This window comes from Thermaurantimonas aggregans (assembly GCF_003851885.1).
GTDB classification, from domain to species: domain Bacteria; phylum Bacteroidota; class Bacteroidia; order Flavobacteriales; family Schleiferiaceae; genus Thermaurantimonas; species Thermaurantimonas aggregans.
Map to the genome: position 1 here is coordinate 38348 of NZ_BHZE01000013.1, position 26627 is coordinate 64974.

The window sequence follows — 26627 nt, forward strand, 5'->3', positions numbered from 1 at the left end:
TCATTTATAGCGGCAAAGGTACGTTTTGGGTATCTAAAAGTTTTTGAAAACCATCTATCCAATTTATTACCCTAAGAATAAAAAATCCCGGTCACCTTTACAGGTTTAACCGGGAGAAGTCATTCTGAGTATCTGCAAAACGATTTTTAAAACCCGATAGTGATGTTTAACAACCAATTTCGAGTGGCTTGAGGGAAGATAAAAGCCACACCTTCGTAAACATAACCATTAGATGCGTAGAGGGAAGAGAAGAGATTGTTTACAAAGAGGTTTATTGACAGCTCTTTACACCATTTGGCGGGAATTTGTGCTGTGATGCGGGCATCTGTCACTTGATAGGGATTCAGGCTTAAGGCTCTATTTCCGGTGTTGTCGAGATATTGACGGCCTACGAAGCGATGAATAAGAGATGCGGATATGCCTTTAACGAGGTGATAGGTTAGTCCGGCTTGTACGATCTCGCCCGCTGAAAGGGCAATAGGTGTATTACCTAAAGCTATTATGGTCGTATCGTTGAAGGCTTCCTTCCAATCGATGTTTTTGTGCTGTGAAAGGCTTGCGTTAGCAAAGGCTTCCCAATTGCCTTTTTTGTAAGTGGTTGCCAATTCAACACCTGTGCGATAGCTGCGGCCCACATTTCTGCGCAGTGCGAAGCCCACGTCGGTAAGTTCGCCAGTCACTACGAGCTGATTGTAGTAATCCATGTAAAAGGCATTAGCCTCCATGTAAAAAGTACCTGACTGCCAGCGAGCACCGAGTTCGTAGTCAATGAGTTGCTCTGGTTTTGGTAATTCGGTATTCTCTAGGTAGTCGCGACGCGCGGGTTCTCTATGCGCTACAGCTACCGAACCGTACACATCCAAGCCTTTTGCCATCTTGTAGTACAGACCAGCCTTAGGATTAAAAAAGGGAAGTCTATCATTTACATTGATGACGTTTTGGTTGCGGTCGATCCCTTGTCCGGTGTAGGTCACCAGGCGATATTGTAGGTCGCCATAGAGAAACCATTTGTCATTTAATTGATAATCAGTTCTTACAAAGGCAGTATAATCGCGTTTACGGGCATCGTTGAAATAGAAGCGTTGATAGGGATTGAGCACTCCGCTATAGCGTGCCCAAATAATTTCGCCGAAGTGGTCGCCCAAATAATCGTAGTATGACAGACCGCCTACTACATTCCAACCGGCATTTTCATATCTCAAAGTAGCTGAGGCAACATACAAGTCGTTGTCAAGCCAAAGTCTGCGCACGAGGTCAGTTCTGTGCACGGTATCTGCACCCATGAGCATAGGAGGCAGATTGTAGCGCGAGAGGCGATCGTTTTGCCGAAACTGTTCGTAAAAGCCTGCTCCTCTGGTGTAGTTGGCTGTAAAGTGCGCCGACCAGGTATCGTTGAAGGCATGGCGCACGTGCAGCTGATAGTGTTGCTGGCGGTAGTTGTCCACCTCATCGCGGTAGAAGTCTACCGGTTCCCATTGGTCGTTGTATTTAACTCCGGCGAAGTTGAATTTTCGTCCATAAAGACCAATAGAGGCACTGTCAATGCCGTACCAAGCTTGGTAGGTGATTTCCTGACCTCCAAAAGACACAAGACGCACCGACGTTTTTTCGCCTAGCCAATGGAGATTAAACATCCACGCTTGCAGGTTACTCGTGGCGCGATCGATGTAACCATTGCTCTGAATACGCGATATTCTGCCGTCTAATACCCAACGATCCTTTAGTACTCCAGTGCCGAATTTGGCAGTCAAACGACGTGTGTTAAAGCTGCCGGCTCCAAGAATACCTTCGGCATACGCCTCACGGCGAGGTTGATCGGTTTCGATGTTGATACTTGCACCAAAGGCTCCCGGACCATTGACCGATGTTCCAACCCCTCGCTGAATTTGAGCCGATTGTGCAGAACTGATCAAATCAGGCATGTTTACCCAAAAAACTCCTTGACTCTCAGCGTCATTGATGGTAACCCCGTTTACAGTGACATTGATACGAGTAGGGTCGCTGCCGCGTATTCGAAGGCCTGTGTATCCAATGCCCGCTCCTGCGTCAGAAAACGAAACAACACCGGGTACGTTTTCGAGCACTACAGGTATGTCGCGACCGTCGTTCAGCTTTGTGAGTTCAGCTTTTTCTATTCGGGTCTGAGCTACAGGAGTCGTACTCAGAGCTCGGTAAGCTGAAACATCTACCGCGCTTAGGTACTCCATCAAAGGTGTCATCAGTAGCTGAATGTTTGATTTTGACCACGTGATTTGAGTTGTTAATACCCTATACCCGTCAGCCTCGAGAATTACCTGTGCCGTGCGAAAGACTTTGTTTAGACAGGCCTTGCCCTCATAATCAGAGGGCAATCGCTCACCCGTAGATGGCACAAAGACAGATACGCCCTCTAATGGACGACCATTAGCAGCATCCCGAATCACCAAACACAGTCCTGATTGAGCTGAGGCTGTGGAGAAGAATCCAAAAAAGGCCATTGTAAAGGCCCACGCCCTACCGAAAAGGGCCACAGCAGATATACCTGATAGCTGCTGCACACTGTACCGTTGTACTTTTCTCATGATTAACTGATGGTTAATCACAAGTAACAGGGGCGGTTACCCGTGTGCATTAAACAATGTAAAGAGCCATCTCATCCCTTGGCGGCATTACCCGCCCAGGTTCAATGGGTGTAATCTCAGCCGGAGCATCGCGCGCCTACTCCAGCACCCCTTGAGATCGATGGCAAAGGTATTGCGTTTTTCTTTTTATAAAAGCAAAGTTCAGTAAATGAAAACTGTTTAAAAATTCACCATCAGGTTACAACCGCGCGCTTCGGCATGGTCGTAACGGCCCAATACATCGAATTTACCATCGGGTTGTACCCGCCCTACATCCTGAGTGGCAATAAAAGAACAGCTATATACATTCGCCAAATCGATTACATGCAAGAGTCCGGTGTTGTTATACGTGAAGGACCCGAGCGGGTCGTTGATGTTTCGAGCTAAAACACGCATCCAGGGAACGGTAGCAAAGGGCAAGGAGCCAATTTTGTAAGCTTGTGAGAGCAGTTCGGTCATTCCGTATTCTGAGTCAATGCGCAGAGGGTGAAGCCGATCGGTCAAAATACGATGTACCTCTTCGCGAATCATTTCTCGCCTTCGCCCTTTCATTCCGCCTGTTTCGAGAAGTATAGTACTCGGAAGTTCTAATGTGTAGCTATCGGCTAAATCGAGTAGAGCGAAGGTTACACCTACCAACAGAGTTTTCTGGTTTTCTCTATGTAAAATTTTTAATCGGCGCACAAGTTCCTCATATTCATTTAAGAAAAACCCGTTCAACGGATGTGCACTCAGTTTCATCAAGTGATTTACCATATACACCAATGAGGAATCCTGGCGCTCGAGATAGGAAGGCAAAAGGCCTAAGATGCAAAATTCTTCAGGCTCTCCGTAAAAAAGCCGAAATCCGGCCGTTAAACTCTTTTCGTACCAATCAAGGTCAGCTATATAATGACTCGAGGGCACTGAACCAGTAGTGGTACTGCTTCTAAAAATGGTTTGATAGGTATTATTTTCGGTAAGAATTCGAAATTTTTTAAACATTTCGATTGGCAGAAAGGGTATTTGCTCTACACTTTTGACGGATGAGGCATTAATGCCCAACCCTTCCACAAACATTCGATAAACTTCGCAATGGGCATATTGAAAATCAAAAACTTTCAATGCCTTTTCGATGAATAATTCGTCTGTAAGCTCTGTTATAATTTCTGACGGTGTGAAAAATGACGCTTCCAATGAAGTACCTTAGCAAAGATTATGATGAAACTATGGCAAAAGTACGTCTGCCATTTTTTTGGATACTCTCAATAGCTTTACTCATAGGCGCATGCCGAAAGTTCAAATCCTTTGATCCGATTCCCGTAATAGAGTATAAAAGCCACAATTTCAAGCGTTCACAACCTCTTGGTTTACATATGCTTCACCTCGAAATGACTTTTCGCGACGGCGATGGCGACATCGGCCTTAACGATGGCGACACGCTGCCTCCCTTTGATATCTCCAGTCCTTTTTACCACAATTTGTGGATTGAGCTTTTTACTGTTCAAAATTCCTTCATCGTCGATACCTTTAATTTTAATGCACGAATTCCCAACATTACTCCTCCCGGACAGGTTAAAAGCCTGGAAGGCGAAATCCAATACGAGATTCCCATCGATGGACTTGCTGAGGGCGATTCCATCAGAGTGGGAATACGGCTGGTAGATAGAGCATTAAACGTGTCTGCCCGGTCTTTTTCTCCCGACATAGTTGTAAAAAGACCGCAGTAGGCGTTCCTTTGAGCCCGTTTTATTGCATTTCATGAAAATTGTTGATACCCACACACATATTTACTTAGAAGATTTTAATTCGGATTTCGATCAAATGGTACAGAGAGCCATGGATGCTGGTGTAGAGCGGATGCTCTTGCCAAATATTGAACTTTCTACATGGCCGGCTCTCCGTAAAGCTGTTGAACGCTATCCTTCAAAGCTTTTTCCCATGATTGGGCTTCATCCCTCATCGGTAAAAGAAGGTTTCGAAGAGCAACTCTCTGAGCTGAAGAATCTTTTGAATGAAAATCTAAAAGAAATAGTAGCCATCGGCGAAACGGGCATCGATCTCTATTGGGATGTTTCTACGCTCGACCTTCAGATTCAATCGTTTGATCAACACATTCAATGGGCATTGGAGTTTGGCTTGCCTATTGTGATTCATAGCCGAAATGCTTTTGAAGCCATTTTTAAAGCCCTTGAACCGTATCGAGCCAGAGGTCTTAAGGGAGTATTTCACTGTTTTACAGGTACCTTAAAAGAGGCCCAATGGATTGTAGATTTTGATTTCTATTTGGGAATAGGAGGTGTACTTACATATAAAAAATCAGAATTACCTGAAATCTTGCCGCATCTTCCTAAAGAGCGAATAATACTCGAAACAGATGCACCATATTTGAGTCCCATTCCCTACAGAGGTAAGCGAAATGAGCCCGCTTACATGTTACACACACTTGCTAAGTTGGCCGAGGTCTGGAAGACTACTGTAAGCGATGCTGCTGAAATCACTTATGCCAATTCAAAAAAATTATTTCCAAAAGCCTGGAAATGAAAAAAATACTTGTCATTTATACCGGAGGTACCATCGGAATGGCACGCCAAGGTAGCGATGGTGCTCTGGTACCTGTTGAATTTGAAAAACTCTATGCCCTAATTCCGGAGCTGCAGGAACTACCCGCTGAAATCCACTTTCAGTCGTGGGAAAAACCCATTGACTCTACCGAAATGACTCCCGATCACTGGGTAAGGCTCGCTCATCAGATTTTTGAGAACTATGCCTTTTTCGATGGCTTTGTGGTGCTTCATGGCAGCGATACCATGGCCTTTACGGCCTCTGCCTTGAGTTTTATGCTTCGCCATTTAAAAAAGCCTGTTATTCTCACCGGCTCTCAATTGCCCATTAACATTATTCGAACCGACGGAAAGGAAAATCTGCTCACCAGCATTGAGATCGCCATGCTTAGCGATGAAAAAGGTGACCCCCTGGTGAGAGAGGTATGCATCTATTTCGAATATAAACTTTACAGAGGCAATCGAACGTATAAACACTCATCGGAATCCTTTAAAGCCTACAAAAGCCCGAATTATCCTTTACTCGGCGAAGCAGGTCTTGAAATCAAAATTTATCGGCAAAACCTACTACCTTCTTCAGACTCTCCAGTACAACTCTCTACTGCTTACGAGTCAAACATCCTAAACATTAGTCTCTTTCCTGGTATCAATTTTCAGTGGATGCGAAGTGCTTTAGAAAATGCACACCATCTGAAAGCCCTCATCCTATTGACCTATGGTGCAGGGAATGCACCGAAAAACCCTGAGCTGAAATCGCTGCTCAAAATGATGAACGATAGGAAAATTCCTGTTATAAACATTTCACAGTGTAAGGCTGGTTCCGTTGCTATGGGTAAATACGAAGTGAGTCATTGGCTCTTGGATTACGATGTGATTAGTGGATATGACATGACGCGCGAAGCTGCCATCACAAAAGCCATGTGCACCCTGCCCATTGCTAAAGACATTACAGAGTTCAAAAAGTTGTTTCAAAGCCCTCTCGCTGGTGAATTAACCATAAAATAATTTTCATTTTTTCATGCGAATGAAATTTTGTTAAATTGCGCGCGTTTTTTCAAATAAAAAACGAGGTTCGGAGAGGTGTCCGAGTGGCTGAAGGAACACGCCTGGAAAGCGTGTATACCCCTAAAGGGTATCAAGGGTTCGAATCCCTTTCTCTCCGCTGATTAACTGTAAATTAACCTAAAAACCAACATCAAGTATGAGAAAAGCGCTCTCTATTTTGACACTCTCAGCTGGTATGCTGATGTTTACTTTCAATGCTTCTTACGCTCAAGAAGACACCGCTAAAACAGAGCAAACTGAGCAGACAGAGCAGACATCGACAGCATCCGCACCTCAAACCGAAACAGCCTCTGAAGAAGCTACAGCTGAAGACACTAAGACTTTCCACCAAATTATTAAAGAAAAATTTATAGAAGGTGGTCCAGAGTTCATGGGAATTGTATTGATTTCACTGATTCTTGGTCTGGCCATCAGCATCGAAAGAATCATATATCTCAACCTTGCTAATACAAACAATGAAAAACTGATTGCCAACGTAGAGCAAGCTCTGAACAGCGGAGGTATCGATAAGGCAAAAGAAGTCTGCCGCAATACTCGTGGTCCGGTTGCTTCAATCTTCTATCAAGGTCTTGACAGATATCATGAAGGTATCGACATCGTAGAGAAATCAATTGTATCGTACGGTGGAGTGATGATGGGTCAGCTCGAAAGAGGTGTATCTTGGATTTCGCTCTTTATCGCTCTTGCCCCAATGCTTGGGTTCATGGGTACGGTAATCGGTATGATTCAGGCATTCGACGCCATCGAAGCTGCAGGTGACATTTCTCCGTCACTGGTAGCAGGTGGTATCAAGGTGGCTCTTTTGACCACAGTATTTGGTCTTATAGTAGCAATGATTCTTCAGATATTCTATAACTACATCATTGCTAAAATTGACAGCATCACCAACTCAATGGAAGAAGCTTCCATCTCATTGATCGATTTACTTGTGAAGTACAATCACAAGCATGGTAAATAATTAAAAAAATTTGACTTATGATCGACACCGGAATCATACTCACATATATCATGATTGGTATATGTGTGGCCGCCATAGTAGGTTTTGCAGTTTCTAAGGTGTTTACGCACTTCAGCAAGGTAAAAAATGCACTTATCGGAATAGCTGTATTGCTCGTAATCTTTTTGATTGGCTACTCAATAGCCGATGGCAGCGATTACGTAAACTATCCAGCTTCCATGGGCATTACCGAAGCAAAATCAAAAATGGTAGGTACAGGGCTTACTACTTTTTACGTTCTTGCCCTTCTTTCAGTACTTTCAATTTTGTACGTAGAAGTTTCAAAAATTTTCAAATAAAATGGCCAGAAGAGCAGCCCCGGAGATCAATGCAGGTTCGATGGCAGATATAGCCTTCTTGCTGTTGATTTTCTTCCTCGTTACTACTACAATGGACGTGGACTCTGGTATTTCTCGCAAGCTTCCTCCTTACGATGAGCGTGAACCACCAGAAATGCCACCCATTAAGGAGCGCAACATCTTGCGTGTGCTGGTCAATAGCCAAGACCTACTTCTTGTGGACGACCAGTACATGAAACTGGAGGACTTAAAGGAATACGCCAAAAGACACATCGCTAACTTCGGCAAAGAAGAGAACCTCTCTGAAAGCCCTGAAAAGCACGTGATTTCTTTGCAAAACGATAGAGGTACATCATACGAAATGTACATCGCCGTGCAAAATGAATTGACAGCTGCCTACAATGAGCTCAGAGACGAAGAAGCGATGAAGCGCTTCGGACGTAAATTCAACCTTCTCGACGAAGCCAGCGCTAAAGAAATAGCCGACTATTACCCGTTGAAAATCTCTGAAGCTGAACCTGTAAAACTCAAATAATATGTCAAAATTTAAACGCAAAACAGGTAAAAGCCAGCCCGCCATATCAACAGCATCACTGCCTGACATAGTTTTCATGCTTCTGTTCTTCTTCATGGTTACTACCGTAATGCGTGAAGTTACCCTTCTGGTGCAGAACAGAAAGCCCTTTGCCACAGAGGTAGTGAAGCTTGAGCGCAGATCGCTGGTTTCGTACATTTATGTTGGTCCTCCGATCAAATCGCTCCAAGCACAATTTGGTACTGAGCCACGCATACAGCTCAACGACCAATTTGCCACACTCAACGATATAGGTCCCTATATTACAGACGAAAGAGAGCGCAGAAATGAGGCTGAAAGACCGCTTATGACCGTGTCTATTAAAGCCGACAAGACTGTAAAAATGGGATTGATAACCGACCTAAAATTTGAATTGCGCAGAGCTCAAGCCCTTAAGATTAACTATTCAACAGTGAAAGGTAAACCCTTCGGGGATAATTAGTATTGCATCGATTATGCTTTAAAAAGCTGTCCGAAAAATGGGCAGCTTTTTTTATTTTTTGAAAAACCTTTTTTTTGCGCAAAAGGCTTATTAAGGCTTAACACAAGAGCATTCATTTTTAAACAACCAAATTGAAGGGTTAAGCTTTAAAGCAATGGTCGAAGACCATTACACTCGATATAAAATAAAAATCCGTTGCTGTGTAGAGCAACGGATTCTTACATGTTAAGCCAGTAATTAACCTAAGGCTACTCTTCTAAAACCAGTAACCTTAAGACCTTTCTGAACGGAATCAAGATATTGAGCGACGCTCAGTTTAGGCTCCTTAATAAACTCTTGTTCGACCAGAGTATTTTCCTTGAAGAATTTGCCTAAACGGCCTTGAGCAATTTTGTCGATCATGTTTTCAGGCTTTCCTTCCTGGCGAGCGAGCTCACGACCTATTTCTAGTTCTCTTTCAATTATTTCTTGAGATACCGAGTCTTTATCAAGTGCAATTGGGTTCATAGCGGCTACCTGCATGGCCACGTCTTTACCAGCCTCAGGAGCTACAGCTGAAAGGGCCACCAGAGTAGCGATCTTTTTGTTTGAGTGAATGTAGTAGGTCACAAATGTACCTTCGAGGGTAGTGTACCCAGCAATGTCGATTTTCTCGCCAATTACACCGGTTTGTTCGATCAATTTTTCACCTACTGTGAGGCTTCCTTGGAATGGAAGTGCCTTCAGCGCTTCGATATCGGCTGGTTTGTGCTCAAGGGCAATGTCGAGAATAGCTTGATTGAGCGCTATGAAACCTTCATTTTTAGCCACAAAATCTGTTTCGCAGGCAAGGGCTACGATTACGCCATAAGTGTTTTCACTGTTAGTAAGAGCTAGTGCGCAACCTTCGGTAGTAGCGCGATCTGCGCGATTAGCTGCGATTTTTTGCCCTTTCTTTCTGAGGATGTCAATAGCTTTTTCTACATCACCATCGGCTTCTGCAAGAGCTTTCTTGCAGTCCATCATACCTGCTCCGGTTATTTTTCTTAAGTTGTTTACTTCAGCTGCTGTGATATTAGCCATATTAATCGATTGATTTTTAGGTTATTATTTAAATAAACAAGGGCAAAATTACACTTTTGCCCTTGCTGAGTATGTTACGTGAATATTAAGGTTACTTCATTACTCTTCACCTTCGTCAGCTGTAGCCATTTTTGCGGCTTTTTTAGCCACTTTTTCAGTGTTGCCTTTGTCTTTTTCGCTACGGCGATCGTTCATTCCCTCGAGGAGGAATCCTCTTACGTATTCAAGAATTTTAGCAATAGACTTCGATGAGTCGTCATTACCGGGAATGGGGAAATCAACGTCGTAAGGATTCGTATTGGTATCGACGATGGCAAACACTGGAATGTTGAGCTTGTGAGCTTCTTTAACGGCGATATGCTCTCGATTGATGTCTACTACAAAAAGAGCTGCAGGCAGACGGCTCATATCGGCAATAGAGCCTAAGTTTTTCTCTAGTTTTGCACGCAAGCGCTCTACTTGTAGTTTTTCTCTCTTTGAGAGCGTATCGAAGGTACCATCAGCCTTCATGCGGTCGATGTTGGTCATTTTTTTTACCGCCTTGCGGATGGTCACAAAGTTTGTAAGCATACCTCCAGGCCAACGCTCTGTAATGTAAGGCATGTTGAGCTCTTGAGCCAAGTTGGCAACTACGTCTTTTGCCTGTTTTTTGGTAGCTACAAATAAAATCTTTTTACCGCTGCCTGCTAACTTTTTAAGAGCTTCACCAGCCTGCTCAAGCTTTTGAGCGGTTTTGTAAAGATCGATGATGTGGATGCCATTGCGCTCCATAAAAATGTAAGGAGCCATTGCAGGATTCCACTTGCGAGTGAGGTGGCCGAAGTGAACACCAGCTTCGAGCAACTCTTTTACTACTTCTTCGTGATTCATGTATTGAGGTTAAGTTGGTTCTTTACTTTCCTTTTACTAAGCTGCTGACTTAGCAACCGACAGGTAGCGAGAGGTTAACTCGATCCTATCGGTTTGGATGCTAAATACACCATTAGCGCTTAGAGAATTGAAATCTCTTGCGAGCTTTTTTACGACCGTACTTTTTGCGCTCTACCATACGTGGGTCGCGGGTCAGGAGACCTTCGGCCTTAAGAGTCGGGCGATATTCAGCATTCACTAAACACAATGCGCGGCTAAAAGCATGGCGAATAGCCTCTGCTTGACCAGTGATACCACCGCCTTGAACATTTACTTTGATATCGAAAGCGCCTTCGGTTCCAGTGAGTTTCAGTGGTTGAAGCACTTTTGACTGAAGAATGCCTGTAGAGAAGTACGATTTGAAGTCGCGGCCATTAATGGTGATGTTGCCACTTCCTTCTTTAAAGAAAACTCGGGCTACAGCGGTCTTTCTGCGGCCTATGGCGTGTGTTATTGACATATTATATCCATTCATTTATGTTCAACACTTCTGGCTTTTGTGCTTCGTGCTCATGAGTGGGGCCTGCATATACGCGCACATTACGGAAGAGGTCTCTTCCCAATTTGTTTTTTGGCAGCATACCTTTAATAGCTAATTCTACCACTCTTTCTGGTCTTTTTGCCATGATCTCGCGTGGAGTCCTGTGGTATTGACCACCGGGATAACCGGTGTGAAATACGTATTGCTTATCGGTCAGCTTGTTACCACTCAAAGCTACTTTTTCCGCATTGATCACAATCACGTGATCACCACAGTTGATGTTTGGGCTAAAATAGGGCTTGTGTTTTCCACGGGCGATCTTAGCCACTACAGATGCAAGTCTTCCGAGCGTCACGCCTGTTGCATCTACTACGTACCACTTCTTCTCCACCATTGCGGGAGTGGCTGAAATGGTCTTATAACTTATTGTATCCACAGTTGTCGTAATTATAATTGTTTGAACAATATTGTTTTACAATGGCCGAAAATTGGGCTGCAAAAGTACATTAAATTTTCAATTCTTCAATCTGAACAGCATTTTTTATTCAAAGATTACTCTTTTAAGAACTTTTAAATAGTTATCCAGCTGGTTTATTAATTTTACTCTATTGGATGCGCACTGTGAATGATTAATTGTGTGTTGACTTTTGTGTTCATTTAAAATGTAAGTATTCTGAGATTTTGACTAAATGTATGATGAGTAATACATACAAAATCAGAAGAACACGGAAAAGTCTTTTCCAATGCATTTGCATGCAGAGTTGGGCCAATGTGTTTAAAACTTGTAGATCTTACTTTTTAGCAGCTAGAGAGCACAAGTATTTAGGTAGATAAGGGATTTTGGGAAGAAAATTGAGTGTTTCACTGATGGATTGTCGTTAAGTGTTTTTAAAGTAAAAAATGTTGAAAATCAAGATTTAAAACAAATTTTCAATTTTTCGAAAATCATAAGTCAGGGGCATTCTGAATTTTGTGCGTCTTTCACACTGTAGAAACATCTTTTTAACTTTACGTGAAATTTTAAACCTCCTAAAAATGAAAAAGTACAAAAATTTTGTCTTATTAGCTTTGTTTACAGCTTCTGCCCTTGTGGGCTGTCAAAAACAAGACGATAACAACGACGACAACACCAATCAACTCGTTGGCATTCAGGGAAAGTGGCAATCTTCGAAGTCAAACGTTGCACCACTTTTGGTAACACTCTTTCAAATAGACTCGATCTATGCAGAATTTAATACCAATAACACTTATGAAGTAAGACAATGGAACCGCGATGGTGTACAATTGCCAACATTGACCGGAACATATACTCAGACCAAAAGCAATGTGGGCAATATCTGGACAATACGCGTAGAGCAAACAGCGCCATCAGCATTAATCAGCGAGGGAATTTTTGAAATCACGGGCAATACGATGAAATACGAAATCGTACAAACTCAGCCCGATATTCAGGCCGTACCACCCACACCACAAGGTGGATTCGGAAGCACAAATGGTGGGGCACTTGGTCAGGCTAACGTGCAGACCTACGTTAGAGTACCTTAATTGAAGTGCATCGGAGCTGATAAGATGCCCTGTAAGGCAGCTTATCAGCTTTTTTTATGCCCAAAATTTACCTGGATGTATGAAAAAAGGGATATTACTTGCCACTTGCCTGCTTGCTGTTTTACATGCAATGTCGCAAGTGCAGGCACCCACTTTGCGCGAACTTGACAGGGCCATTCCCAAAAAAGCAGACCGTGAGTTACAGGTCTTCGCCCTGTTTTACAACCAATACGTTACGGGCAATTACTTTCCCACAAACGACTTTTTGAGAGGACAAATCTTCGGTCGCCTCTTCGGTCAAAATACTACGAATACTTCGAATGAGCTGACCGCCACATATTTTGAGCAAAGGCTTCTGCCATTTTTGATCTATACTCCTAAGTTATTGAACGGCAAAGCCATTCTGCGTACTTCGTTTGAAATAGATTATACCTGGGGAGATGTGGCCTATGGAGTGGGCGGAAATTTCGGTGGAGGGCTCTCAGCTGATCAGGTCAATATTCAGACTCAAAACATTCAATTGGAACTTCTTCCGTTTAAAAGATGGTCTGTACTTTTAGGACTACAGCGCATGTTTGACCATCCGGGCAACGCATACCGCACCCTTTTCGACCAATTGACCAATACAGGTTACAGGCTTTTTTACTGGGGGACGGATGCTTCGGGTATCAATGTGCGCTACGATGGCGACTTCGAACGTATGAAAGTGGGTTTTTGGCAGTTTTACGAAAACAACCCACAGGAAGATGACGATGTGCAGCGTTTTGAGTGGATGTATGAGCGTGAAGTGGCCCGACTGTGGCGCGTAGGGCTAAGTGCTGACTATGTACGCGACCGCGGAAATGGCGAAGGGGGGCCGTCTATTTTGGGTCAAGGTTTGAATTCGGTTTTAAACGAATACAACGGTACCTATCGCTTTCCTTTGGGTAGTGCTTATAGAGCAGATATCGGCTGGGTGGGTACAATTGTGAATTACAATGCCGATCACGCTATGGGGCCTTGGACGTTCAACGGCTTTTTCAACTACAATTTTGGTCGAGTCGATACGCTTTCTCCTGCTCAAAGTTTTCACAAGCGTACCTCTATCGGTGGCTTTGGCTCCAATATTCGCCTTGCTTATAAATATGGACAAACCCTTGGAGACATAATTCACTTAGATGCCGTTTACACCAGTGGCGATGCTAATTCGCTGGCAGATAGTAAATATTCCGGCGTCCTTACGGGAAATACCTGGGGCTCGCCTGTAAGCTTATACATAAGCCACGGTGCCTATATCCTCTTTCCACACGGCAATGTAGTAAACCGATTTGTTGCCGCGGTGACCGATCCATCGAATTTGGGTTTCGGGGTTACAGGTTTGGTGCTGAATGTTCATAGAGATTTTATACCTCATAAATTTAATGGAAAGATCGGTGCAGCCTCGGCCATCAGCAATGTTGCACCTTCAGGGGGCGGATTTCTAATAGGCAATGAATTGAACTTCAGGATACAGTATACACCTCAGGTTTTTATGAACATTGAACTGCACGGAGCTTATCTGTGGCTTGGTGACTTTTACAACAGCTCACTTGTAAATGGAGGCGTCAATACCCGTCCTGTAAATCCTTGGACGGTATTTCTGGTGTACAGATGGCTATTGTTTTAAAAATCACGATTAAAAAGCTTTTAAACAATGAAAAAAATCGGGTTGATTCTGATGCTTTTCTCGTGGATGTCGATTATAAAAGCACAAATACTGATGACTCCTATGGATGATTACCCGCGTATTTCGACCTTCGACGAGCTGCAATATCCATTTGAAACCAAGAAAATACAGCTTTCTAACGAAATAACTGTGGCCTATGCCGATGAAGGCAAAGGCAGCGAAACCATTATTTTCATCCACGGATTAGGAAGTTACCTGCCAGCGTGGAAAAAAAATGTAGAAGTACTTCGCCAGTATTACCGATGCATTGCCATTGATTTACCGGGCTACGGTAAATCTTCGAAAGGCGATTATGAGGGCTCGATGGAATTCTTTTCCGATGTGGTCATTCAGTTTGCTGATAAATTAGGGCTCAAACAATTTGTTCTAGCAGGTCATTCGATGGGCGGGCAAATTTCGATTGTCACAGCCTTGAGGTACCCTCAGCGTATAAAAGCTTTAATACTGGCAGCACCTGCCGGATTTGAAACTTTCAACGAGGGTCAGAAACAGTGGTTCCGAGAGGTGGTAACTGCACGAAGTACGGCACTAACCCCAGCCCAAACCGTACAGACCAATTTTGGTTTTAACTTCTACAAATTTCCCAAAGATGCTGACTTTATGATACGCGATCGATTGGCCATGCGATTTGCTGCTGATTTTGACGGGTATTGCTATATCATTCCGAAAAGTGTACAAGGCATGGTTAATCAGCCAGTCTTTAACCTGCTCGACAAGTTGACTCAGCCCACATTGATCTTATTTGGCAAGAACGACAATTTGATTCCCAACCGTTTTCTAAATCCTGGACGCACCAGCGATGTTGCCATGGCCGGATATAACAAAATACCCAAAGCATCCCTGATATTGATTCCAAAGTGCGGACATTTTGTGCAATGGGAAGGTGCCGAAACTTTTAACAACGAAGTCAAAAAATTTATTGATTCGGGTTTTATAACAGAAAAGAAATAGCGATAAAAAACTCTGATCAACAGGATAGCCTGAATCGGTTGTTATGGCCTGTACTTTTGTGTGCAATAAAAGTAAATGATGCCATTATGCAAAATCTGGCCGAAATAATTTTAAATGACGATGGTTCTATCTATCATCTTCACTTAAAACCAGAAGAGATAACTGAGATCGTCATCACCGTGGGCGATCCTGACAGGGTAGACAAAGTGGCCGGATTCTTTGAATCAGTAAAACTAACACGTCAACACAGAGAGTTTCGCACAATAACCGGTACTTATCGAGGACGACCGATCACTGTAGTGTCCACAGGCATTGGAACGGATAATGTCGATATTGTGCTCAACGAATTAGACATGTTAGCCAATGTGCTTTTACCGGAGCGCGTGGCACATCCCTTTCCTAAGAGTTTGATCATCTGCCGAATGGGTACATCAGGTGCCATAAGGCCTGATATCAAAGTAGGAACATTACTGGTAAGTGAAGAAGCCTGGGGCATCGATGGCTTGCATGCCGGCTATGACTTCGGACCTTTAACCGAGATTCAGCCTGGCATTTATGCGTATCACACTCGGGGCGATGCAGGTTTGATTTCCGAGTTTCAGAAAGCCGGATTTACAAAGGGAATTACACTTACTACTTCCGGATTTTATGGCCCACAAGGCAGAAGCATACGGATACCTTCGGCACTTAGCTGGTTGAGATCAGAAAGTGGTTTTGTAGCTGAAAAGGGCCTTACAAACCTCGAAATGGAAACAGCCGGTATCTACGCGCTGAGTGCACTTCTGGGTCATCGGGCTATTTCGCTCAACGCCATCTTAGCCAATCGTATCACGGGCGAATTTTCTCCCCATCCGGATGCAGTAATGGAGGAACTAATCCTCAGGGGATTGGATGTGCTCAGCAGATTGTGATTTTTGTGCAGCAGAATCAGGTCTGGGCACAGGATCGTAACCATAGGTGCCCCAGGGGTGACAGCGCGACAATCGCTTCAGTCCTAACCAGGTGCCCTTAAAAAGCCCCCACACTTGAACCGCTTCAATCATGTATTCTGAGCAAGAGGGTGTGTGCCTGCAGACTTTTGGGAAGAATGGGGATATAATGTATTGATATGCTCTGACGGGCAAGATGATTAGGTAGCCCGTCAGTCTTTTTAAAGCTTTTAAAAGTCCCATTACAAGAGGGTGTAGGTGGTGCCTTCTTTGGTGTCTTTTAGCTGAATTCCAGCCTTCAACAATTGATCGCGAATTTGATCGGAAAGAGCAAAATTCCGATCGGCACGCGCCTTCTGTCGCATTTCGATTAATATTTGAATGACTGCATCCAGCTTGCTGGTATCAGTAGTTGCACGAGTGTCGTCTTCAAGGCCAAGTACATCGTGCACCAGGGCTTTTACACGCTCTGATAAGTATAGCAAATCAGAGGCAGTCAAAGACTCCTGGCCAGTGTTCATCAGATTGATAATGCGTACGATTTCAAAAAGCTCAGCTATGGCTATGGGGGTATTAAAGTCGTCGTTCAGAGCATCGTACACCTTTTGTACGGCAGCACGTACATCGAAGGTAGATTTTTCAGCAGCCTTCAGCTCTGGCAAGAGCGCAACAGCATCCATCAGGCGCCGGAATCCCTTTTCAGCCGCGGCCAATGCTTCGTCGCTGATGTCGAGTGTGCTGCGGTAATGGGCTTGAAGCATAAAGAAGCGCACCACTGCCGGGCTGTAGGGCTTTGAGAGGAAAGGATTTTGCCCGCTAAAGATTTCTTGCGGCAGCAGGGTGTTTCCCGTGCTCTTACTCATTCGCTTGCCGTTGAGCGTAAGCATATTGGCATGCATCCAATAGCGCACGGGTTTCTTATGGTGGGCGGCAGTGCACTGGGCTATTTCGCACTCGTGGTGCGGAAATTTCAAATCCATCCCACCGCCGTGTATGTCGAATACTTCGCCTAAATACTTGGTGCTCATCACAGAACATTCGAGATGCCAACCCGGAAAGCCCTCGCCCCAGGGCGATTCCCAGCGCATGATGTGCGTGGGTGAGGCTTTCTTCCAAAGAGCAAAGTCCAGAGGATTGCGCTTCTCGCTCTGACCTTCGAGCTCGCGTGAACCTGCGATCAATTCATCCACATTCCGGCCGCTCAGTTCGCCATAAGGTTCTTTCTCCATGTATTTTTTAACATCGAAGTAAATCGAGCCATTTACTTCATATGCAAGCCCTTCGTCGAGAATTTTTTTGATCATTTGAATCTGTTCCACAATGTGTCCTGTGGCCGTAGGCTCGATGGAAGGAGGTAGTACGTTAAAGCGCTCCATGATGCGATGAAAGCCCACAGTATAGCGCTGCACCACTTCCATGGGCTCGAGCTGTTCCAGACGTGCTTTTTTGGCAATTTTGTCTTCACCTTCGTCGGCATCGTTTTCCAAATGGCCGGCATCTGTAATGTTTCGCACATAGCGCACTTTGTAGCCGATGTGTTGCAAATACCTGAACACCACATCAAAAGATATAAAGGTGCGGCAGTTGCCCAGGTGTACGTCATTGTATACAGTGGGTCCGCACACATACATACCTACGAAGGGGGGATTTAAAGGCTCAAATTTTTCTTTTTCACCTGAAAGAGTATTGTATATGTAAATCTCTTTTGTTTCGCCGGGTTTCATCTATTAGTGGTTGACGCTCCAAATTTCGGCAGAATTAATGTACTATTTTTTCAATAAAATCAAAAAGGTTTTTCAAAATTCGATATTTGACAAACCAAGAAGACAATGTTGCTACTTAAAAAAATAATTAAATCGCTCAAAATAAAAATGTACCAAAACCATCAGTCAGAAAAAGTTATCACATCATATAAATGAACTTTTTTGAGAAGAGGGGCAAAAACCACGAATATTTTATCTTGAGAAAATAGATGTAAAGCAGCGAGAAAAAGCGATTTTTAAAATAAAAAAGCTGCCCAACGTCGAACAGCTTTTTCACTTTGTACCGAAGGTGGGACTCGAACCCACACGGATTACTCCACACGCCCCTGAAACGTGCGTGTCTACCAATTCCACCACTTCGGCATTTCAGGGCTGCAAAAATAGATATCTGAGAAAATAAATAAAGTATAAAATTTACGCAGATGCTTTGCGCTTGCGAAATTCGATTTCTTCGCGAATGTATTTGGGATGAATAAAGAGCATTCCATAGCTCTCCCCCGGATTTTTTACCAAATGTTTATGATGCATCTTGTGCGCGCGCAAGATGGCAGCGAAGTACAGGTTTTTAGAAGGCTTTAGCCATTTAAAGCGCTGGTGGATATACACTTCATGAACGATGAAGTAAGCAATGCCGTACAAAGCAATACCTGCACCTACGCTCACTGACCAATTGTTTGAATACATCAGGCCAAGCATGATGCACAGCCAAGAAGGTATGGCGAAAATCAGAAAGAAAGCATCGTTTTTCTCAAAAAATCCGGGTTTTTTAACATGATGATCGCGATGTAATACCCATAGAGGCCCGTGCATCAGATACTTATGTGCGGCCCATGCTACATATTCCATCGCTACAAAAGTGACTAACGCTACAAGGATGTAAGCCCAAATCATATCCACAAGTTTTGAAACATAAAAAACAATACAAAGATAGAAACAACCCAAAGGGCATTTTTGGTCACAACCACTGATTTAAAAAACTTGTAATACATAAGATACATGCCAAGGGATACGCCAAACCAGCCCATGTAATTTTCAACAGGTGGTAAACCTTTGTCCCAAGTCCAAAACTCAAGAGAAATAGCCACTGGCTCTATCAAATAATCAGCTGCCGTCATAAGTGTGGCACCTAAAAGTGCTTTAATAATAATTGGTAGTCGAATAAGTTCAACGGCATTTAAGATACCTGAAAACATGATAAACCAATTGACGCCAATGATGATGGGGGTTTCCCAGACTTTAGGACCGAGAACGCTGCCGTACTCATATTCTCCAAAGGGAAAACCTGTATTAACTCCAATAGCTTCGATGAAAAATCCCAATAAATAGATGGCAAATGCAAGTGCGAAGACAGACAGAGTATGTCCTCGATAACTTTTAAAAACCACAAAACCGCTTAGGAGCAGATTCAATGGCGTTAGAGGAAGGAATATACTCCGGAGGGTAGGTTGGTTAAAGGCTACCAGAGCCCAAGCGTGCATTACAATGAGCAGCACAAGTAGGGACTGTTCCAGATTTTTGAAGAGGTCTTTTAAGTCTTTCATCAAGGTGTTTCAATTAAATCGGAGACAATTCGGGCTGAGAGAAGGCAAAGAGGTATTCCCCCTCCCGGATGAACGCTTCCTCCGCAAAAGTAGAGATTTCGGATTTTTCTGCTAAAATTCGGATGGCGGGCAAAAGCTGAGAACATATCATTGCTGCCCGCTCCATAAAGGCTTCCTTGATAGGAGAAAGTTTTGCTCTCAATACTTCTGGGGTCTAGGGTTGCCTCGGCTTCAATCAGTGGTTCAATAGCAGTGCCAAGTCTTTTGCTGAGCTTACTGAGTACGTTTTCACGCGTTTGTTGCAAGAGCTCGTCCCAATTCTGTCCAGTATTGCCAGGGACATTTACCATTACAAACCAATTGTCACAGCCTTCGGGGGCGTCGCCGGCATTCCAGCGCGAGGTGATGTTGATGTACACTGTCGGGTCGTGATAAATAGTTTTTTTTCGGAAAATGTGTTCGAATTCAGCTTTGTAATCGTTTGAAAAGAAAATGTTGTGCATATCCAGCTCCGAAAATTGATGTTTCACTCCCCAATAAAAGATTAATGCGGAACTGCTTCTCGGATAACTCAAAATTTTTTCTGGTTGAGGGGCGTCGGGCAAGAGATATTTGTAGGTAGGCACCACGTCCATGTTTGAGACGATCAGGTCAAAGGGTTGAAAATCTCCATCGGTAACTACACCTTTAGCCACATTGCCTTCCCAGCGAATTTTATCGACTTGCGTGTTAAAGTGAAATTTAACGCCCAGGTCAGTGGCAGCCTTGTACAGCGCTTGAGTGATGGCGTGCATGCCGCCGATCGGGAAAAAGGTGCCAACGTTATGCTCAAAATGTGGGATGATGTGCATAATGCCTGGCGTTTGATAAGGATCAGATCCATTGTAAGTAGCGAAGCGATCAAAGAGCTGCACCAGTTTAGGATGCTCCAGCCACTTTTCATTTACGCGGTGTAGGGTAGTGGTGATTTGGTAGCGGGGCAAATGCGCAATCGCTTTTAGCGTTTCGGTTGTAAGCCAGGTTCCTAATTTGTGTAGCGACTTCTCCAAAAAGATTCTCCCTGTTTTTTCGTATGTAAAACGAGCATTTTCGAGATATTCAATAACTCGATTTTTCGGAACTTGTAAAATTTCTTCCACCTTAGCGGCAAATTCGTTCAGATTGCCAGAGGCGGGAAGAAAAGTGCCATCGTCCCAAAAATAATGGCAGGCAGTAGGGTGCTTGACGTATAAAAAATAATCTGCAAGGCGCAAACCGGCTGCTGTAAAGGTGTCTTCCAGATACTGTGGCATGGTAAAGAGCGATGGACCAGCGTCGAATCGATAATTCCCGACTTGAATTTCTGAAAGCTTTCCGCCCGGATAAGAATTCTTTTCAAATACATGCACATCAAATCCTTTTGCCGATAGGCGAATTGCCGAAGCAAGGCCGGCTACGCCTGAGCCTATGATGGCAGCAGTGAGTTTCTTGGTTTTCATTTTCTTTAAAAATACGCGGGGTACAAAGGTTAAGTTTATTTTCGCCTGCTTAAAAAGCACTTTTTAATGACAAAATCTTCGCGCGTTGATCGTTTTTTGGCTTTAATCGAGCGTGCAGGCAATGCCTTGCCGCATCCTGCTACGTTGTTTTTCCTTTTTGCTGTGTTTGTTGTGGTGCTGTCGGCAGTCGTCAGTTTTTTTCATATCGAAGTCGTGCATCCTGGCAATGGGTCTATCATTAAGCCGGTAAATCTGATCTCGAGGGAGGGATTAGACATGATCCTGACGAAAATGGTCACCAACTTTACGGGCTTTGCTCCATTGGGCACGGTGCTCGTGGCCTTGCTGGGAATAGGTATAGCAGAAGGCAGCGGATTGATTGGCGTGGTGTTGAGAAAAATTGTTTTGTCCTCGCCCCCTAAGTTGCTCACGTTTGTAGTCGTTTTTGCGGGAGTGTTGAGCAATACGGCCAGCGAAGTTGGCTATGTGCTGTTGGTGCCGTTGGCAGCCATCATTTTTCAAGCTGCAGGCCGTCATCCGCTGGCAGGTCTTGCAGCTGCTTTTGCCGGTGTATCGGGTGGGTACAGTGCTAATTTGCTTCTTGGAACGATTGATCCCCTGCTGGCGGGGCTCTCAGAAGAGGCAGCACGCATCATCGATAAGGATTACTTGGTGAATCCTGCCTGCAATTATTACTTTATGGCTTTTTCCACGATTTTGATATCTTTTTTAGGAACTTTTGTTACGGAAAAAATTGTAGAACCCCGGCTCGGGAAAGATTATTTGGTTCAAAATCAGGATAAAATCGAACAGCTTAATTCATCGGAACGCAGGGGGTTGATATATGCTTTGGTAACTTTTTTGGCTTTCACAGCATTGATTCTTATTGGTATTATACCAGAAAATGGAGTGTTGCGAGGGGCGGATGGCAGTGTGCTGAAGTCGCCCTTTATGCATGGCATTGTTGCGCTTGTGTTTCTGAGTGCGGGTCTTATGGGAATAGCTTATGGAATTGGTGCCGGGACTATAAAAAACGATTCCGATGTGATGAAAGGCATGTCAAAATCCATGGAGACACTTGGGTCCTACATTGTTCTCGTTTTTTTTGCAGCGCAGTTTGTCGCGTATTTCAATTGGACAAATTTGGGCTTAATTTCAGCGGTTAAAGGAGCTGAAGGACTCAAAGCCATTATCGGATCTCTAGGTTTGGAAAACAAGTTACTCATGGCAGTTTTTATCATGATACCCTTCATCTTACTATCAGCCTTGATCAATCTGGTGATGGGTTCTGCTTCTGCCAAATGGGCCATTATGGCTCCGGTTTTTATACCGATGCTCATGTTGTTGGGGTATTCTCCTGAGTTTACGCAGGTTGCTTATCGCATTGGCGACTCAGTTACCAATATCATTAGTCCGATGATGAGCTATTTTGCCCTAATTGTGGCCTTCATACAGCGCTATCAGCCCAAAGCCGGAATCGGAACGGTTATATCGCTCATGCTACCGTATTCTGTGTTGTTTTTAATTGGCTGGGTTCTGCTCTTGATTGTGTGGATCGCCATAGACTTGCCGATTGGTCCGGGAGTTTCCCTGTATTACACTCCATAATTCTCTAACCTTAAAAAAACATTACTTTTGGCGGCAAAAGTCAAACACTTACAAGCTCTACCCACTCTTTAACTCATTACCTCAAACACACATGAAAAGACTTGTAAGTTTTTTAGCCGTTCTCATTTTAGTAATTGCTATAGGTTTTGGAATTTATTGGTACTTCTACCTGCGTAAACCCAAAGAGCCCGTTAGCCTAATCAATCTGAAAACCACCCTTGTTTGCAATTCAGATGCGGTGGAGGTATTGCGCTCAAACAAAGAAAATTGGGAACCTGCTCGCAATGGCGACGAGATCTATTGGGGAGATCGCATTCGCATACCGGCTGGTACAGAGGCAGCATTGGTAATTAATCCAAAAAGCAAGATCGAGCTTATCGACGAATGTGAAGTTTGGCTCGAGCAGACCAACGACGGTAAAGGCGCTTTATATCTGATAAAAGGAGATGTGCGCTATACCCTTGATGCCGACTTAGCATTTTCAACAGGAAAAATCAAATACAGCGGTGGCGAAGTGTTGCTCCAATCCAACAAAGCAGCAGTACCTTACATCGAAACAGGTATCACGCAAAAGTCAGGTGGCGAATCAACCTTGTTTTCGAGTTATGCTGGTGATCATACCTTGAAAAATGCCTCTGGCGATTATGTGATTGAAAGTGGAAAAGCGGCAATTATACCGCCAACTGGCGATGCCCCTCAAATTGTGGATTTGCCTGATCCGCCACAGATAAAAACCCCAAAAAATGGGGAAAAAATCCAAAAAGCCATTTTGAAAAAAGGCTTTGATGTGATTTGGACTCCAACTTTCGGTGCAGTGAAATATCGCTTAGAGTTTTTGCCGACGAACCAACGCACTGCAGTGGGTATAAGTTATTACACCAACAACACAGGAATGCGTATTCGCAATATTGAGCCCAATCCCTACCTGGCTCGAGTGTATGCTGAAGACATTAGAGGTCTGAAGAGCAAATGGAGCGATGGAGTTGAAATAGATATCAACAACAATTACTTCCGTCATTTAGAAAAACAGGCTACTTCACAGGGAATATACGTAGGCTTTATGCCTTACAGAGATGTCATGATAGCTGGCGGTTTTATTCGCGGATATTCTCCGGCTGAGCACGATGTAGTGCTTTTTTCGCGTACCGATTATTGGTGGATTCAGCCCTTGCTCGACGATTTCAATACACCCATCGATCCGGATGGCTATTTTGAGATTTACACCAATTTGGGCGATGCCTTAGCTGTTTACGTAGTAAAAAAAGGCTTTAAAAATTTTGCAGATCGCTACCCCGATGGGCAGTTGCCGCCTGTAGATGGGGTTAACATTAAGGCATTTAAGATAGTACCCCGAAATACGTTCTAAGCTATCTGTGTAAGACTCTATTTAACAAAGCTTGTAAGGGATGGTGTTTTAACAAGCCTTTCTGCATTACATTTGCAGCCGTTTTTTTAAGAATGAATTGAAAATCAGATTATTATGATGCATTCGATACTGTATTTGGTTCCGTTAATGGGCGCTTTAGGGCTCATTGCGATGTTTGTTAAATCTTCTTGGGTCGAAAAACAAGATGCCGGCGAACAAAAAATGCGCGATTTGGCCGGCTATATTGCCAGCGGAGCAATGGCTTTTCTAAAGGCTGAGTGGAAAATACTCGGCTACTTTGCCGCTATTGCTATGCTGCTGCTCGCATGGCTGGGTACGCAAACACACAATTCGAGTCCAGTAATTGCGATTGCGTTTATCATTGGCGCTGTTTTCTCAGCCACCGCAGGTTACATAGGTATGCGCATAGCTACTAAGGCGAATGTGCGCACTACTCAAGCTGCGCGCAGCGGATTGGCTAAGGCGCTTAAAGTTTCTTTCACAGGTGGCAGCGTGATGGGTATCGGTGTTGCTAGCCTTGCTGTACTCGGATTAGGTGGTTTGTTTATTGTTTTTTACTATATGTACGTGGTAAGTGTAGGCGGCAATGTGAACGGTGACGAAATGGCTACTGCCCTTGAGGTGCTTGCCGGTTTTTCTCTCGGTGCCGAGTCAATTGCCCTATTTGCCCGTGTTGGTGGCGGTATTTACACCAAGGCTGCTGACGTAGGTGCTGACTTAGTAGGTAAAGTAGAAGCTGGCATACCTGAAGACGACGTGCGCAACCCTGCAACCATAGCTGACAATGTGGGCGATAACGTAGGCGACGTAGCCGGTATGGGAGCTGACCTCTTTGGTTCTTACGTGGCTACCATTTTGGCTACAATGGTATTAGGGAGAGAAATTGCATCAAACGATAGCTTCGGAGGAATAGCTCCAGTAATACTTCCGATGATACTTGCCGGTCTTGGACTGATCTTTTCAATTGTAGGTATGCAATTGGTGCGCATCTCTGACGATAAGGGCAATGTGCAAAAAGCACTTAATTTAGGAAACTGGGGCTCAATCGTGCTTACAGCTATTGCTTCCTACTTTGCTGTAATGTATATCTTGCCCGAAAATATGGAAATTCGCGGGTATGCCTTTACAAACATTCAGGTATTTTATTCCATCATTCTCGGTTTGATCGTTGGGGCTCTTATGAGCATTATTACAGAATATTACACTTCAATGGGCAAGCGTCCTGTGAATTCGATTGTGAAGCAGTCAGCTACCGGACATGCAACCAACATCATTGGTGGGCTTTCTGTTGGTATGGAAAGTACCGTTCTGCCGATCATTGTTTTGGCAGCTGGTATTTATGGCTCGTATCAGCTTGCAGGCCTATATGGCGTAGGAATAGCAGCTGCTGGTATGATGGCAACCACTGCTATGCAGCTGGCCATTGATGCCTTCGGCCCCATTGCTGATAATGCTGGCGGTATAGCTGAAATGAGCCAGTTACCAGAAGAGGTGCGTCACCGTACTGACATACTTGATGCAGTAGGAAATACCACTGCCGCTACTGGAAAGGGTTTCGCCATAGCTTCTGCTGCCCTTACCTCGCTAGCCCTGTTTGCTGCTTTTGTTGGTGTAGCAGGTATTGATGCCATCAACATTTACAAAGCTGACGTGCTTGCGGGGCTATTTATCGGCGGCATGATCCCATTTATCTTTTCTTCACTGGCCATTGCAGCTGTAGGTCGCGCTGCAATGGACATGGTGAACGAAGTGCGCCGTCAGTTCCGCGAAATTCCCGGCATCATGGAGTATAAGGCGCGTCCGGAATACGAGCGCTGTGTTGAAATTTCAACCAAGGCATCTATCCGCGAGATGATTGCTCCAGGGGCTATCGCTCTGGTCGTACCTGTAATCATTGGCTATGCCTTCGGTCCCGAAGTGCTCGGCGGTATGCTGGCCGGTGTAACCGTATCGGGTGTGTTGATGGGTATGTTCCAATCAAACGCCGGTGGTGCTTGGGACAACGCCAAGAAATCTTTTGAAAAAGGCGTAGAAATCAATGGCCAGGTGTATTACAAAAAGTCAGAACCACACAAGGCTTCCGTAACCGGTGATACAGTGGGAGATCCATTTAAAGACACCTCAGGACCATCGATGAACATCCTCATCAAGCTAATGAGCATAGTTTCACTGGTTATTGCTCCTCATATTGCTGTAAAAGATCAACACCAAGCGCCTGACTTAACCGAATCTGCCGTACGCATGGAAGCCACCATGCCGGCTGAGCAGCCACATCCAGATGTGATACTGAATATCCCTAATCTCGGAAGCTTTGCTATTCCGGTACGCAATGCCATCATTGAACAAAATGAAGATGGAACACTTCGAAAAGTGGATATTTACCTCGATAGAGAGGTAATTGAATCGGCTACCAGCATTCAAACACCTTCAAAAGTGATCTTCGTATCCAGCGTGATTATGCGCTCAGCCGAAGATCCAAATCTGTCAGACATGAAGGGCTTCATCAGTCTTTACAAAGACAAAGACCCGGTGGCTGCTCGTGTTACAGCCCGCTACGACGGGGCCATTTTACACGAGGTACAGATTACGGTTGCTCAATAACTGGAAACATCAATACAATCAAGAAGGTGTCCAAAAAGTAAAGGACGCCTTCTTTTTTATTTTGATAAAACCCTTAATTGAAGTAAATTAGAGCCATCATAGACATTTTAAGTGAGGCGAGTAGTCTTTAAACAGCAACCCGGCAAA

25 protein-coding genes, 2 tRNA genes and 1 riboswitch are annotated in these 26627 nt (G+C 44.2%); of the genes, 15 read left to right on the plus strand and 12 right to left on the minus strand.

Features of this window, described 5'->3' with window-relative positions:
- Positions 1-146: 146 nt before the first annotated feature.
- Both EIP89_RS07260 and EIP89_RS07265 read right to left on the minus strand, forming a co-directional pair.
- Entirely contained in the window at positions 147-2561 is a 2415-nt protein-coding gene (locus tag EIP89_RS07260; RefSeq protein WP_124398011.1) for a TonB-dependent receptor, read from the minus strand.
- Positions 2562-2618: 57 nt separating this feature from the next.
- Positions 2619-2723: riboswitch (TPP riboswitch) on the minus strand.
- Positions 2724-2780: 57 nt separating this feature from the next.
- The gene (locus EIP89_RS07265) at positions 2781-3776 is read right to left on the minus strand and encodes a LuxE/PaaK family acyltransferase (RefSeq protein ID WP_245966121.1); all 996 of its coding nucleotides are present in this window, start codon (positions 3774-3776) and stop codon (positions 2781-2783) included.
- Between EIP89_RS07265 and EIP89_RS07270 the strand changes: the two genes are divergently transcribed.
- The 8 genes from EIP89_RS07270 to EIP89_RS07305 all read left to right on the plus strand — a co-directional run bounded on the left by EIP89_RS07270 (position 3776) and on the right by EIP89_RS07305 (position 8520).
- Complete coding sequence (locus EIP89_RS07270; RefSeq protein WP_124398012.1) at positions 3776-4309, plus strand: hypothetical protein; 534 nt, start codon at positions 3776-3778, stop codon at positions 4307-4309. The genes EIP89_RS07265 and EIP89_RS07270 overlap by 1 nt on opposite strands.
- 31 nt (positions 4310-4340) lie before the next feature.
- The gene (locus EIP89_RS07275) at positions 4341-5123 is read left to right on the plus strand and encodes a TatD family hydrolase (RefSeq protein WP_124398013.1); all 783 of its coding nucleotides are present in this window, start codon (positions 4341-4343) and stop codon (positions 5121-5123) included.
- Complete coding sequence (locus EIP89_RS07280) at positions 5120-6148, plus strand: asparaginase (RefSeq protein ID WP_124398014.1); 1029 nt, start codon at positions 5120-5122, stop codon at positions 6146-6148. Before EIP89_RS07275 ends, EIP89_RS07280 begins: the two co-directional genes overlap by 4 nt.
- A 69-nt stretch (positions 6149-6217) precedes the next feature.
- Positions 6218-6305: transfer RNA gene (locus tag EIP89_RS07285), tRNA-Ser, on the plus strand.
- Between the two features lie 39 nt (positions 6306-6344).
- Entirely contained in the window at positions 6345-7166 is an 822-nt protein-coding gene (locus EIP89_RS07290; RefSeq protein ID WP_124398015.1) for a MotA/TolQ/ExbB proton channel family protein, read from the plus strand.
- A gap of 17 nt (positions 7167-7183) precedes the next feature.
- Positions 7184-7504 (plus strand): hypothetical protein, encoded by a 321-nt coding sequence (locus EIP89_RS07295; protein WP_124398016.1) that lies wholly within the window; start codon positions 7184-7186, stop codon positions 7502-7504.
- Position 7505: 1 nt separating this feature from the next.
- The gene (locus tag EIP89_RS07300) at positions 7506-8039 is read left to right on the plus strand and encodes an ExbD/TolR family protein (RefSeq protein ID WP_124398017.1); all 534 of its coding nucleotides are present in this window, start codon (positions 7506-7508) and stop codon (positions 8037-8039) included.
- A 1-nt stretch (position 8040) separates the two neighbouring features.
- Entirely contained in the window at positions 8041-8520 is a 480-nt protein-coding gene (locus EIP89_RS07305; protein ID WP_124398018.1) for an ExbD/TolR family protein, read from the plus strand.
- 237 nt (positions 8521-8757) lie between these two features.
- Here the strand turns inward: EIP89_RS07305 and tsf are convergent, their stop codons facing one another.
- From tsf to rplM, 4 genes are all read right to left on the minus strand, one after another.
- Positions 8758-9582, minus strand: coding sequence for a translation elongation factor Ts (tsf, locus tag EIP89_RS07310; protein WP_124398019.1), 825 nt, complete (start codon positions 9580-9582; stop codon positions 8758-8760).
- Between the two features lie 99 nt (positions 9583-9681).
- A complete protein-coding gene (rpsB, locus tag EIP89_RS07315; RefSeq protein ID WP_124398020.1) occupies positions 9682-10452 on the minus strand; it encodes a 30S ribosomal protein S2 in 771 nt (256 codons plus the stop codon).
- 112 nt (positions 10453-10564) lie between these two features.
- A complete protein-coding gene (gene rpsI, locus EIP89_RS07320) occupies positions 10565-10951 on the minus strand; it encodes a 30S ribosomal protein S9 (protein ID WP_124398021.1) in 387 nt (128 codons plus the stop codon).
- A 1-nt stretch (position 10952) separates the two neighbouring features.
- Entirely contained in the window at positions 10953-11408 is a 456-nt protein-coding gene (gene rplM, locus EIP89_RS07325; RefSeq protein ID WP_124398022.1) for a 50S ribosomal protein L13, read from the minus strand.
- A 599-nt stretch (positions 11409-12007) separates the two neighbouring features.
- Between rplM and EIP89_RS07330 the strand changes: the two genes are divergently transcribed.
- From EIP89_RS07330 to EIP89_RS07345, 4 genes are all read left to right on the plus strand, one after another.
- Positions 12008-12517 (plus strand): hypothetical protein, encoded by a 510-nt coding sequence (locus EIP89_RS07330; protein ID WP_124398023.1) that lies wholly within the window; start codon positions 12008-12010, stop codon positions 12515-12517.
- Between the two features lie 79 nt (positions 12518-12596).
- A complete protein-coding gene (locus EIP89_RS07335) occupies positions 12597-14162 on the plus strand; it encodes a hypothetical protein (RefSeq protein WP_124398024.1) in 1566 nt (521 codons plus the stop codon).
- A 27-nt stretch (positions 14163-14189) separates the two neighbouring features.
- On the plus strand, positions 14190-15173 hold the full coding sequence (locus tag EIP89_RS07340; protein WP_218019345.1) for an alpha/beta fold hydrolase: 984 nt from the start codon (positions 14190-14192) through the stop codon (positions 15171-15173).
- A gap of 86 nt (positions 15174-15259) precedes the next feature.
- Positions 15260-16084 carry a nucleoside phosphorylase gene (locus EIP89_RS07345; protein ID WP_124398025.1) on the plus strand — a complete coding sequence of 275 codons (825 nt, stop codon included), beginning with the start codon at positions 15260-15262 and terminating at the stop codon, positions 16082-16084.
- Here EIP89_RS07345 and yidD read toward each other — a convergent pair.
- From yidD to crtD, 6 genes are all read right to left on the minus strand, one after another.
- Positions 16046-16345, minus strand: a complete 300-nt coding sequence (gene yidD / locus EIP89_RS07350; protein ID WP_124398026.1) for a membrane protein insertion efficiency factor YidD — start codon at positions 16343-16345, stop codon at positions 16046-16048. The genes EIP89_RS07345 and yidD overlap by 39 nt on opposite strands.
- Positions 16345-17826 (minus strand): cysteine--tRNA ligase, encoded by a 1482-nt coding sequence (gene cysS, locus EIP89_RS07355; protein WP_124398027.1) that lies wholly within the window; start codon positions 17824-17826, stop codon positions 16345-16347. Before cysS ends, yidD begins: the two co-directional genes overlap by 1 nt.
- A 320-nt stretch (positions 17827-18146) precedes the next feature.
- A tRNA-Leu gene (locus EIP89_RS07360) sits at positions 18147-18228 on the minus strand.
- A 51-nt stretch (positions 18229-18279) separates the two neighbouring features.
- Complete coding sequence (locus EIP89_RS07365) at positions 18280-18756, minus strand: sterol desaturase family protein (RefSeq protein ID WP_124398028.1); 477 nt, start codon at positions 18754-18756, stop codon at positions 18280-18282.
- Positions 18753-19406, minus strand: coding sequence for a carotenoid biosynthesis protein (locus tag EIP89_RS07370; RefSeq protein ID WP_124398029.1), 654 nt, complete (start codon positions 19404-19406; stop codon positions 18753-18755). The genes EIP89_RS07365 and EIP89_RS07370 overlap by 4 nt, the downstream gene beginning before the upstream one ends.
- Positions 19406-20884: a 1-hydroxycarotenoid 3,4-desaturase CrtD gene (crtD, locus tag EIP89_RS07375; RefSeq protein ID WP_124398030.1), complete on the minus strand. Its 1479-nt coding sequence runs from the start codon at positions 20882-20884 to the stop codon at positions 19406-19408. Before crtD ends, EIP89_RS07370 begins: the two co-directional genes overlap by 1 nt.
- 66 nt (positions 20885-20950) lie before the next feature.
- Here crtD and EIP89_RS07380 point away from each other — a divergent pair, with 66 nt between their 5' ends.
- From EIP89_RS07380 to EIP89_RS07390, 3 genes are all read left to right on the plus strand, one after another.
- On the plus strand, positions 20951-22492 hold the full coding sequence (locus EIP89_RS07380) for an AbgT family transporter (RefSeq protein ID WP_124398031.1): 1542 nt from the start codon (positions 20951-20953) through the stop codon (positions 22490-22492).
- A gap of 91 nt (positions 22493-22583) precedes the next feature.
- A complete protein-coding gene (locus EIP89_RS07385; RefSeq protein WP_124398032.1) occupies positions 22584-23858 on the plus strand; it encodes a hypothetical protein in 1275 nt (424 codons plus the stop codon).
- 114 nt (positions 23859-23972) lie between these two features.
- Positions 23973-26480 carry a sodium-translocating pyrophosphatase gene (locus EIP89_RS07390; RefSeq protein ID WP_218019346.1) on the plus strand — a complete coding sequence of 836 codons (2508 nt, stop codon included), beginning with the start codon at positions 23973-23975 and terminating at the stop codon, positions 26478-26480.
- Positions 26481-26627: the final 147 nt, after the last annotated feature.

Excerpts from the sequence above, each read along its gene's own strand:
- EIP89_RS07260 (WP_124398011.1), bottom strand. The coding sequence starts at position 2,561 with ATGAGAAAAGTACAACGGTACAGTGTGCAGCAGCTATCAGGTATATCT.
- EIP89_RS07270 (WP_124398012.1), top strand. The coding sequence starts at position 3,776 with ATGAAGTACCTTAGCAAAGATTATGATGAAACTATGGCAAAAGTACGT.
- EIP89_RS07275 (WP_124398013.1), top strand. The coding sequence starts at position 4,341 with ATGAAAATTGTTGATACCCACACACATATTTACTTAGAAGATTTTAAT.
- EIP89_RS07280 (WP_124398014.1), top strand. The coding sequence starts at position 5,120 with ATGAAAAAAATACTTGTCATTTATACCGGAGGTACCATCGGAATGGCA.
- EIP89_RS07290 (WP_124398015.1), top strand. The coding sequence starts at position 6,345 with ATGAGAAAAGCGCTCTCTATTTTGACACTCTCAGCTGGTATGCTGATG.
- EIP89_RS07295 (WP_124398016.1), top strand. The coding sequence starts at position 7,184 with ATGATCGACACCGGAATCATACTCACATATATCATGATTGGTATATGT.
- EIP89_RS07300 (WP_124398017.1), top strand. The coding sequence starts at position 7,506 with ATGGCCAGAAGAGCAGCCCCGGAGATCAATGCAGGTTCGATGGCAGAT.
- EIP89_RS07305 (WP_124398018.1), top strand. The coding sequence starts at position 8,041 with ATGTCAAAATTTAAACGCAAAACAGGTAAAAGCCAGCCCGCCATATCA.
- tsf (WP_124398019.1), bottom strand. The coding sequence starts at position 9,582 with ATGGCTAATATCACAGCAGCTGAAGTAAACAACTTAAGAAAAATAACC.
- rpsB (WP_124398020.1), bottom strand. The coding sequence starts at position 10,452 with ATGAATCACGAAGAAGTAGTAAAAGAGTTGCTCGAAGCTGGTGTTCAC.
- rpsI (WP_124398021.1), bottom strand. The coding sequence starts at position 10,951 with ATGTCAATAACACACGCCATAGGCCGCAGAAAGACCGCTGTAGCCCGA.
- EIP89_RS07330 (WP_124398023.1), top strand. The coding sequence starts at position 12,008 with ATGAAAAAGTACAAAAATTTTGTCTTATTAGCTTTGTTTACAGCTTCT.
- EIP89_RS07335 (WP_124398024.1), top strand. The coding sequence starts at position 12,597 with ATGAAAAAAGGGATATTACTTGCCACTTGCCTGCTTGCTGTTTTACAT.
- EIP89_RS07340 (WP_218019345.1), top strand. The coding sequence starts at position 14,190 with ATGAAAAAAATCGGGTTGATTCTGATGCTTTTCTCGTGGATGTCGATT.
- EIP89_RS07345 (WP_124398025.1), top strand. The coding sequence starts at position 15,260 with ATGCAAAATCTGGCCGAAATAATTTTAAATGACGATGGTTCTATCTAT.
- yidD (WP_124398026.1), bottom strand. The coding sequence starts at position 16,345 with ATGGGACTTTTAAAAGCTTTAAAAAGACTGACGGGCTACCTAATCATC.
- cysS (WP_124398027.1), bottom strand. The coding sequence starts at position 17,826 with ATGAAACCCGGCGAAACAAAAGAGATTTACATATACAATACTCTTTCA.
- EIP89_RS07365 (WP_124398028.1), bottom strand. The coding sequence starts at position 18,756 with ATGATTTGGGCTTACATCCTTGTAGCGTTAGTCACTTTTGTAGCGATG.
- EIP89_RS07370 (WP_124398029.1), bottom strand. The coding sequence starts at position 19,406 with ATGAAAGACTTAAAAGACCTCTTCAAAAATCTGGAACAGTCCCTACTT.
- crtD (WP_124398030.1), bottom strand. The coding sequence starts at position 20,884 with ATGAAAACCAAGAAACTCACTGCTGCCATCATAGGCTCAGGCGTAGCC.
- EIP89_RS07380 (WP_124398031.1), top strand. The coding sequence starts at position 20,951 with ATGACAAAATCTTCGCGCGTTGATCGTTTTTTGGCTTTAATCGAGCGT.
- EIP89_RS07385 (WP_124398032.1), top strand. The coding sequence starts at position 22,584 with ATGAAAAGACTTGTAAGTTTTTTAGCCGTTCTCATTTTAGTAATTGCT.
- EIP89_RS07390 (WP_218019346.1), top strand. The coding sequence starts at position 23,973 with ATGATGCATTCGATACTGTATTTGGTTCCGTTAATGGGCGCTTTAGGG.